This is a genomic window from Desulfosporosinus shakirovi, from assembly GCF_020595055.1.
GTDB classification, from domain to species: Bacteria; Bacillota; Desulfitobacteriia; order Desulfitobacteriales; family Desulfitobacteriaceae; genus Desulfosporosinus; species Desulfosporosinus shakirovi.
Map to the genome: position 1 here is coordinate 110,121 of NZ_JAJDOO010000015.1, position 8,332 is coordinate 118,452.

An 8,332-nucleotide genomic window follows, 5' to 3' on the forward strand; every position below is an offset into this window, starting at 1 on the left:
ACACAACCGCCATCACTTGGAATGATGCCCAAAGTATCACAGGTGTGTTCAATAAGGGGGGATCCCTGGCTGGATTAATCATTACTGGTGTTGCCCTACTTAAGGGTACGGCACATTAATTGTGACGGGGACGGCTGCATTACAAAGGAAGACCTGACCAAATCAGGAAATAGGTTAATAAGAGCGTTTAAAACGCTCTTATTTCTTTATCCTACAGAATCTGCATTTATTCGATATTTGTAACTTTTTCGTAATAAAATTTAAGCTTTTTGTAAAGCACTTAAACTCTAAACTTGGTATTGTGAAAAGGAGAAATGGCTATGATGGAAAAAACCCGAAGCCTGGCATAATTTGGAGAGTGAAGATGAGAACATGAATTGCAGCAAGAAAACAAATCAAGTGAATTTACGCTCAGGGGGATTGGAGCAGAATTCCATCGGCTATATGCCGGGATTAGACGGATTGAGGGCATTGGCGGTGTTTGCCGTGATTGCTTACCATCTCAAGCTGACTTGGGTGCCGGGAGGGCTCTTAGGGGTAAGTTTGTTCTTTGTGCTATCCGGGTATTTGATCACTAATATTTTACTGAAGCAATGGGAGCAATCCGGAGGGATCGACTTGAAGGATTTCTGGCTGCGTCGTGCCCGGAGGCTGCTGCCGGCTTTTTTTGTGATGCTGGCAGTCGTCATGTTCTGGGTTATGCTTTGCGCTCCGGAACGTCTGGCAGTCTTGAAGCAGGAAGCGCTGGCTGGGGTATTTTATACCAGCAACTGGTATCTGATCTTCCATCAGGTATCCTATTTTGAAAGCTTCGGTCCCCCGTCTCCTCTGGGACACCTCTGGTCTTTGGCGGTAGAAGAACAGTTTTATCTATTCTGGCCTCTTCTTTTAGTAATGGGGCTACGTTGTTTCCGTCAGCGCAAATGGATTATCGGGGGAACAATAGCTGTCGCTTTGACTTCCGCTGCGGCGATGGCGCTGATTTACATACCGGGTCATGACCCCAGCAGGGTATATTATGGCACGGATACCCGTGCTTTCGCTTTGCTTGTCGGGGCAGTCCCGGCGATGGTATGGCCCAGTTGGAAGATGAACCCAGATCTGTCCGCTAAAAAGAGAATGGCGCTGGATTTGGCCGGAAGCCTGGGGTTATTGGTCGTACTTTTAATGATCGGGAAAACAAACCAATACCAGACCTCTCTCTATCAGGGCGGACTCTTGCTTTACTCTGTTGCGGCGGCTGGCCTGGTGACAGTTCTGGCCCACCCGGCCAGCTATCTGGGCAGGTTATTCGGATGGGGCCCCTTGCGTTGGCTAGGAGAATGTTCCTATGGGATTTACTTGTGGCATTACCCGGTCATCGTACTGACAAATCCGGTTGTGAATGGGGAAGGCTTGAACTATTCCCGCTCACTTTGGCAAATTGCCATAAGCATTATCCTGGCTGCTCTATCCCGCTACTTAATCGAGGAGCCCATCCGGTACGGACGACGGAAACAAGTTCGGAGGCGGAGGTCAGACCTGCAGTGGTGGCACAGGCCATTGGCCCTCAGTACCAAAATTTCATTGAGTATATTGTTGATGTTTTTAATATTGTTTGTGACCCTCAATGGAGGTATGCAAATTTCAGAAAAAGCTTTAGCGAAGAGCCATGTGACTCAAAAACAAGCTCAAGTAGCTGACAAAGATGAGATCGTCGGCATGGGACCTAAGGCGACAGATAGGAAAAATGATATCAATGGGGATGATATTACGATCATCGGAGATTCCTTAATGATCAATTTAGAGCCTGTTTTGCATAATCGCCTGCCTGGTATTGTAATCGACGCGCAACTCGGCAGGCAGATGTATCAGGCTCCGGATCTCATTTCCAGGCTCCAAAAAGAAGGTAAGCTCGGAAAAATTGTAATTATTGAATTAGGATCAAACGGTTCCTTTACAGAAAAACAGTTAAAGGAAACTCTGGACTCCCTGCAAAGAACCGAGGAAATCTTGCTGGTGAATACCCGCGTCCCCAAGCCCTGGGAAACAGAAGTCAATGAGACCCTGACAAAGGTAGCGGAGTCCTACCCAAATACTAAGCTGATAGATTGGCATTTGATCAGTAGCGGCCATGAGGATTATTTTTATCCAGACGGTGTTCATCTGACCCAGTCGGGCATGAAAGCCTATGGGGAGGTACTAATCGAAGCCTTAATTTCTAATCAAAACGATGGAGAATAATCAAAAACACGAGCAATGTGACTTTAATCAGGTAAGTGAAATTATCAATGAAAATACTGCAATTCCTTGCACAACCTGCAGATATTGCGAAAAGGGCTGTCCAAAACAGATTGCTATACCGGATTACTTCGCCTTGTATAACAGTACAAAACGTGCTAGGACTAATAGTTTTTCAAGTCAGTTTGTCTATTATTTAAAACCTATAAATAGCTTTCTAATGGAAACGAGGGAATTGTTATGGTAATATATAGAAAAGCGAAAGGAGAGGATCAGGTTATGTCTTTACCAGAAGAGAACAAAAAACATACCTATTCTGATTACTTAACATGGCCTGAAAACGAAAGATGGGAGATAATTGAGGGTGTACCTTATTTGCAATCTGCACCGAAATGGCAACATCAGAGCATATCTGGCGAGCTATACAGACAAATATCCAACTATTTAATGGATAAACCTTGCAGAGTGTTCGCATCTCCTTTTGACTTATGCCTGGTTGAATATGAAGAAAGCGATGATGACATCTTAAATGTTGTACAACCGGATATTGTAATAGTGAGTGATGAAACTAAACTAAGGAAAACCGGATATTTCGGAGTGCCTGCTCTAATCATTGAAATATCTTCACTATCAACGACTAGACAGGACAGGGTAATAAAGTTTAATAAGTATGAAAAAGTTGGTGTAAAGGAGTACTGGATCGTAGAACCGGACGGTAAATATATAAGCGTATTTACTTTACAAGAAAATAAACGATACGGTCGCCCAGAAGCGTACACGGAGAAGGATAAAGCGAAAATGTCTGTTTTCTCAGATTTCACGGTAGATTTAAAACCTGTGTTTGAAGGTATTTGAAGCTAGACAACATTGATACCCCTGTTTCAGCAAAATTCAAGGGATATTATGGGGAGTTGGAAAACAATTAACCAGCTCTGTCACCATGCCAGTCCCACTTTGAAAGGTGTCTTTCAAAGTGGGACTGGCATTTCATATTGACAATAAAGGAAATATCTGCTAGCATACAAACTGTATTAACTGTACTATATAATTTAGAACAGTTGGGAGGTAACTATGTTTCAATTGGATTATATGGATCATAACCCTTTGTACGAACAGATTAAGGAGAAGATAAAAGCTCTCATCATCAGCGGAGCAATGAAACCTGAAGAGAAAGTTCCCTCTGTTCGTGAATTGGCCCAGTCCCTCACCATTAACCCCAATACCATTCATAAGGCCTACAAAGAACTTGAGCTGGAAGGATACATATATTCCGTCCGGGCCAAAGGAAGTTTTGTGACACCCATCTACAATAAAATCAACCAGGCAAGAAAAGACGACTTGCTGCTGGAGCTGGAGAAACTGGTTTCAGAGCTGGCCTACATGAATATTCCCAAGGAGCAGCTCATTGCCAGAATTGAGGAACTATATGGAAGAGGGAGGCAGAGGAACAATGATTGAGGCCCAAAAACTAACGAAATCCTTTGGCAACTATAAAGTTCTTGAGGATCTGAATTTAAAGGTCAAAAAGGCATCCGTTTATGGCCTGCTGGGGCCTAATGGTGCCGGCAAGACCACTCTGATTAAGCATTTAAGCGGATTATACCGCCAGGATCAAGGCATAGTGACCATTGATGATCAGCCGGTCTACGAAAATCCTCAGGTTAAAGCGCAAATGATTTATATTCCCGACGATTTGCACTTTTTTTCTCAAGCGAGTATTGATGAAACTGCAAAGTTTTACTCCAAACTATATCCTGACTGGAATTGGAACCGGTATGAACAATTAAAGCAGGTATTTCCCATTGACAGCAAGAGAAGAGTGGTCAAACTGTCCAAAGGAATGCAGAAACAGGTAGCTTTCTGGCTGGGAATTTCCGCGATGCCCAAAGTCATGATCCTGGATGAGCCTGTCGATGGCCTGGATCCTGTCATGCGCAAAAAGGTCTGGAGCCTTATCCTTCAGGATGTAGCGGAAAGGCAGGTATCTGTCTTGGTATCATCCCATAATCTGAGAGAACTGGAAGATGTCTGCGACCATGTCGGCATACTGCACAAGGGGAAAATCGTTGTGGAGAGGGAACTGGACGATATGAAATCGGATGTTCATAAGTTTCAGCTGGGTTTTGCCGGTGACATTCCGGAAGGGTTCCTGGCAGGTCCTGAAGTTTTGCACAGAACCCAGACAGGCAGCATACTGCTGCTGATTGCCAGAGGGGATAAAAATCAATTGCTGCAAACCATGAAATCAGCGAATCCGGTTATTTTGGATGTTCTGCCTCTGACACTTGAAGAAATTTTTATTTATGAATTAGGGGGGATGGGTTATGACATTCAAAATATCATTATTTAATAAGGCCTTGATCTTAAGCGATTTGAAACGTTTTTGGTGGGTAAGCGCTCTCTATACTCTGGCTCTTATGGCCTATATTCCCTTCAGTCACCTTATGAAAGCCATGGGAATGGAGGTCCAAAACATTACCTGGATCCAAGACACTATCGACAGAACGCTGAGGTTTTTCCAGGCTGACGTTCAAGCAATTCTAATCTGTACTGTACCGGTTCTTATGGCAGTCTTGATATTCCGTTACTTGCAGGTAGACAAGTCCGCCGTTATGCTGCACAGCCTACCCTTGAAAAGGAGCTCTCATTATGCCAGCCATTGCCTGGCAGGGTTTGTTCTATTAATAATCCCCGCCGTCTTAAATTCTTTGATTATGATATTATTAGACTATTTTACGGTCCTGGGAAGCTTTTATACGCTGCCTAAGATTTTCACCTGGCTTGGACTCAATATCTTTTTCTGTCTGTTCTTTTATAGTATCGCTGTCTTGGTCGGGATGTTTACCGGATCTTCCGTAGCCCAAATCGTGTTCACTTATCTGGTCCAAATACTGCCCATAGGAATTTATGTTATGCTTAAATTCAGCCTTGAGCAATTGTTGTTTGGCTTCGGTGAAGTCCCTTACTCACTGTTTATCGAGGATAGTCATCCCTTATTTTTCTTGCTCAATGGGGCTCTCCCGAAAAGCTCACATACTGAGGGCTACTTTCTTGCTTACATCATATCAGCCGCCACGTTTTTGGTTCTGGGCTGGTTTGTCTATAAACACAGAAGGTTGGAAACGGCAGGTGATATTATTGCCTTTCCGGCCTTCTATCCGGTATTTAAATACGGTATGACCTTCTGTTTAATGCTGGTTGGAGGAATCTATTTTTGCGGGGTTTCCAGACAATCCCTCCCCATGCTGATCCTGGGTTATGTTATTGCTTCGGCTCTGGGCTACTTTGTCGCGGAAATTCTGATCCATAAGTCCTTCAAAGTTTTACACTTGTATAAGGGTTATCTCTATTACGCCCTTGTTATTGTGCTGCTCTTGGGAGGCCTGTCCCTGGATGTTACGGGCTTTGTTAAGCGAGTGCCCAACCCTGAGGAAGTAGAAAAGGTTTATTTCGGCTATAGCTATGACGAGTGGTTCTATTTTGAGAAAGAAAAGAATCCCGAATTTCTGGAGTCCAGATACCGGGATAGTAGGTACTTCGAAGATAATCCGCCTATCCTGCTGGAAAGTCAGGAGAATATTGCGGGAGTGATTGAGTTACAGAAGCATTTGATCAAGGAAAGAAAGAGGGAGACAGGTTCATCCCCTTATATCATTTACACCCTGAAAAGTGGAGATTATATCCTTCGCCAATACAATATTAATGAAGCTAATCAGAGTGATGCCGCTTTCCTTAAGCCCATTTATGAATCCTTGGAGTACAAAAAACTGAAATTTGCAGTAATGCGTCTGGTGCCGGAGGACATAAAATGGATGTCTGTCAGAGATGACCGCATCGGTAAACGGCAGGTGAATTTCACAGGAACTAAGGATATCCTGGAATTAACGGAATTTTTGAAAAACGAAACGATTAAGATGTCCTATGAGGATATGACCTCAAGCAGAGATTATTATATATGGCTATCTGTATTGGAAAACAATAAGGGTAATGAACGAAACATCCTGGTTCAAAGCAGTTTTACCTCACTGCTGAGTTGGCTTAAGGATAAGGACTACTATGATCAATTTGCCCTGCATTTGGAGGACATCGAATCCGTTGAACTGGAAAAAGCTGAGGACAGAGCGTACTCTGACAATGCAGCAACTCGCAGCCCGGTAACCATCAATGAGCGGGATGTGATTGAGGAATTATTAAATATGAATCCCAGTACAAACTACCATAGCAATGATGTCAGCGTACGCTTTAACATACGGAATCATGTCTGGGAAAAACGGATCAGTCTTGAGGCAGGGGTTTCGGCAAAATTAAAGGGATATTTCGCAGAGTTGCAGGAAGACAATTAATCAGCGCTGCCACCGCCACGCCGGTTGGACTTTGAAAGGCACCTTTCAAAGTCCAACCGGCGTGGCATTTTTTATTGGGGTTGGAGAAGAAATGAGCTAATGATGTAGGCGGAAGGACATTGCAGACTTCAAAATGGATATATATATCCTCTTTCGGCTTCTCAGCCGATGAAATTCTTGTCACTGTGATCACCGATTCATTATCATCCAGATATTTTCCTGTCTGAATAAGGCCCTCAACAGTTATCCAGGTATCTGCCTTTAGCTGGTATGCCTTATCATATCGGCAGATTAGAGCGCAAGTTGTTAAATCAGCAACAAAGCAGAACATGGTCAGACGAGCGGGTACAAACTCGTTGTCCTGCATGGTAGTGGGGTCTCTGAAGGGGGTAATGAATGAGTATTGAAGCAAGGCAACACCGCAGGAGTCGTAAGAGCGGGACCTACGCGGCTTTACTTAACAAAATTCGAACAAGGTTAATAGAATATATGAATTTAACAAAATTCGAACAAGGTTAATAGAATATATGAATTCCGAATAATATATATGAACGAATGAGGAGAATTGTCAATGATGGAATTAAGTACCGGACTAATTGAAAATACCCCTGTTGGTGGCATACGACCAACTGTGACATTTACAGTAAAAATTTCTAATGATGATAGTACATCAGTAGATATTGTAATAATGGGGTATTTCGTGACAGGGATAGTAAAGACCATGTATGTACTGGAGGATTTTGGCTTAGGTGCTGGGGAAGTAACGGATAGAAACTTTTTCGCAAATTTAAATTCTTTTGAATTTAACTTTATTACAAGCTCAGACGCAGTAGAAATATCTGCATGGGGTAAAGATGTTGATGGTAACTTAGTGGCACCCCATCGTGTGTTACCCTCAGAGTTAAATCGCGTGGGTACTGAAGATTTATCGGGGGCAACGGGGGTGACAGGAGCAACTGGGGCTACAGGCGATGTTGGGGCTACTGGAGCTACTGGCAATGTTGGGGCAACCGGCGCAACTGGGGTTACAGGTGGTGTTGGATCGACAGGTGCAACTGGGGCCACGGGTGATGTTGGGGCTACTGGTGCAACTGGTGCAACTGGGGCTACAGGTGATGTTGGCGCGACGGGTGCAACTGGAGTTACAGGCGATGTTGGGGCGACAGGCGCAACCGGAGTTACAGGCGATGTTGGCGCAACAGGCGCAACCGGAGTTACAGGTGATGTTGGGTCGACAGGCGCAACTGGAGTTACAGGTGATGTTGGCGCAACAGGAGCAACCGGAGTTACAGGCGATGTTGGCGCTACAGGAACTACTGGGGCCACTGGCGATGTTGGCGCAACAGGATCAACAGGAGTTACTGGCGATGTTGGGGCTACTGGAGCAACCGGAGTTACTGGTGATGTTGGAGTGACGGGTGCAACTGGGGCCACAGGCGATGTTGGGGTTACTGGAACAACTGGAGTTACAGGTGATGTTGGGTCGACCGGAGCAACAGGTGTTACAGGTGATGTTGGGTCGACCGGAGCAACAGGTGTTACAGGTGATGTTGGGGCTACTGGAGCAACCGGAGTTACAGGCGATGTTGGGGCTACTGGAGCAACCGGAGTTACAGGCGATGTTGGCGCTACTGGCGCAACAGGAGTTACAGGCGATGTTGGGTCAACAGGAGCAACAGGAGTTACAGGCGATGTTGGGGCTACTGGAGCAACCGGAGTTACAGGCGATGTTGGCGCTACAGGAACTACTGGGGCCACTGGCGATGTTG

At 44.8% G+C, this 8,332-nt stretch carries 6 protein-coding genes and 1 pseudogene; 6 read left to right on the forward strand and 1 reads right to left on the reverse strand.

Going from position 1 to position 8,332, the window contains the following annotated elements; translation table 11 throughout:
• Window positions 1-372: 372 nt before the first annotated feature.
• From LJE72_RS14410 to LJE72_RS14435, 5 genes are all read left to right on the forward strand, one after another.
• Window positions 373-2,223: an acyltransferase family protein gene (locus LJE72_RS14410; RefSeq protein ID WP_229248375.1), complete on the forward strand. Its 1,851-nt coding sequence runs from the start codon at window positions 373-375 to the stop codon at window positions 2,221-2,223.
• A gap of 276 nt (window positions 2,224-2,499) precedes the next feature.
• Window positions 2,500-3,075 (forward strand): Uma2 family endonuclease, encoded by a 576-nt coding sequence (locus tag LJE72_RS14420; protein ID WP_229248385.1) that lies wholly within the window; start codon window positions 2,500-2,502, stop codon window positions 3,073-3,075.
• 216 nt (window positions 3,076-3,291) lie between these two features.
• On the forward strand, window positions 3,292-3,678 hold the full coding sequence (locus LJE72_RS14425; RefSeq protein ID WP_229248376.1) for a GntR family transcriptional regulator: 387 nt from the start codon (window positions 3,292-3,294) through the stop codon (window positions 3,676-3,678).
• A complete protein-coding gene (locus LJE72_RS14430; RefSeq protein ID WP_229248379.1) occupies window positions 3,671-4,570 on the forward strand; it encodes an ABC transporter ATP-binding protein in 900 nt (299 codons plus the stop codon). The genes LJE72_RS14425 and LJE72_RS14430 overlap by 8 nt, the downstream gene beginning before the upstream one ends.
• On the forward strand, window positions 4,545-6,563 hold the full coding sequence (locus LJE72_RS14435; protein WP_229248380.1) for a DUF6449 domain-containing protein: 2,019 nt from the start codon (window positions 4,545-4,547) through the stop codon (window positions 6,561-6,563). Before LJE72_RS14430 ends, LJE72_RS14435 begins: the two co-directional genes overlap by 26 nt.
• Here the strand turns inward: LJE72_RS14435 and LJE72_RS14440 are convergent.
• Entirely contained in the window at window positions 6,496-6,930 is a 435-nt protein-coding gene (locus LJE72_RS14440) for a TIGR03943 family putative permease subunit (protein WP_229248381.1), read from the reverse strand. The two genes, LJE72_RS14435 and LJE72_RS14440, sit on opposite strands and share 68 nt — an antisense overlap.
• A gap of 204 nt (window positions 6,931-7,134) precedes the next feature.
• Between LJE72_RS14440 and LJE72_RS14445 the strand changes: the two are divergent.
• Window positions 7,135-8,332 (forward strand): annotated as a pseudogene (locus tag LJE72_RS14445) (beta strand repeat-containing protein); the annotation flags it as partial.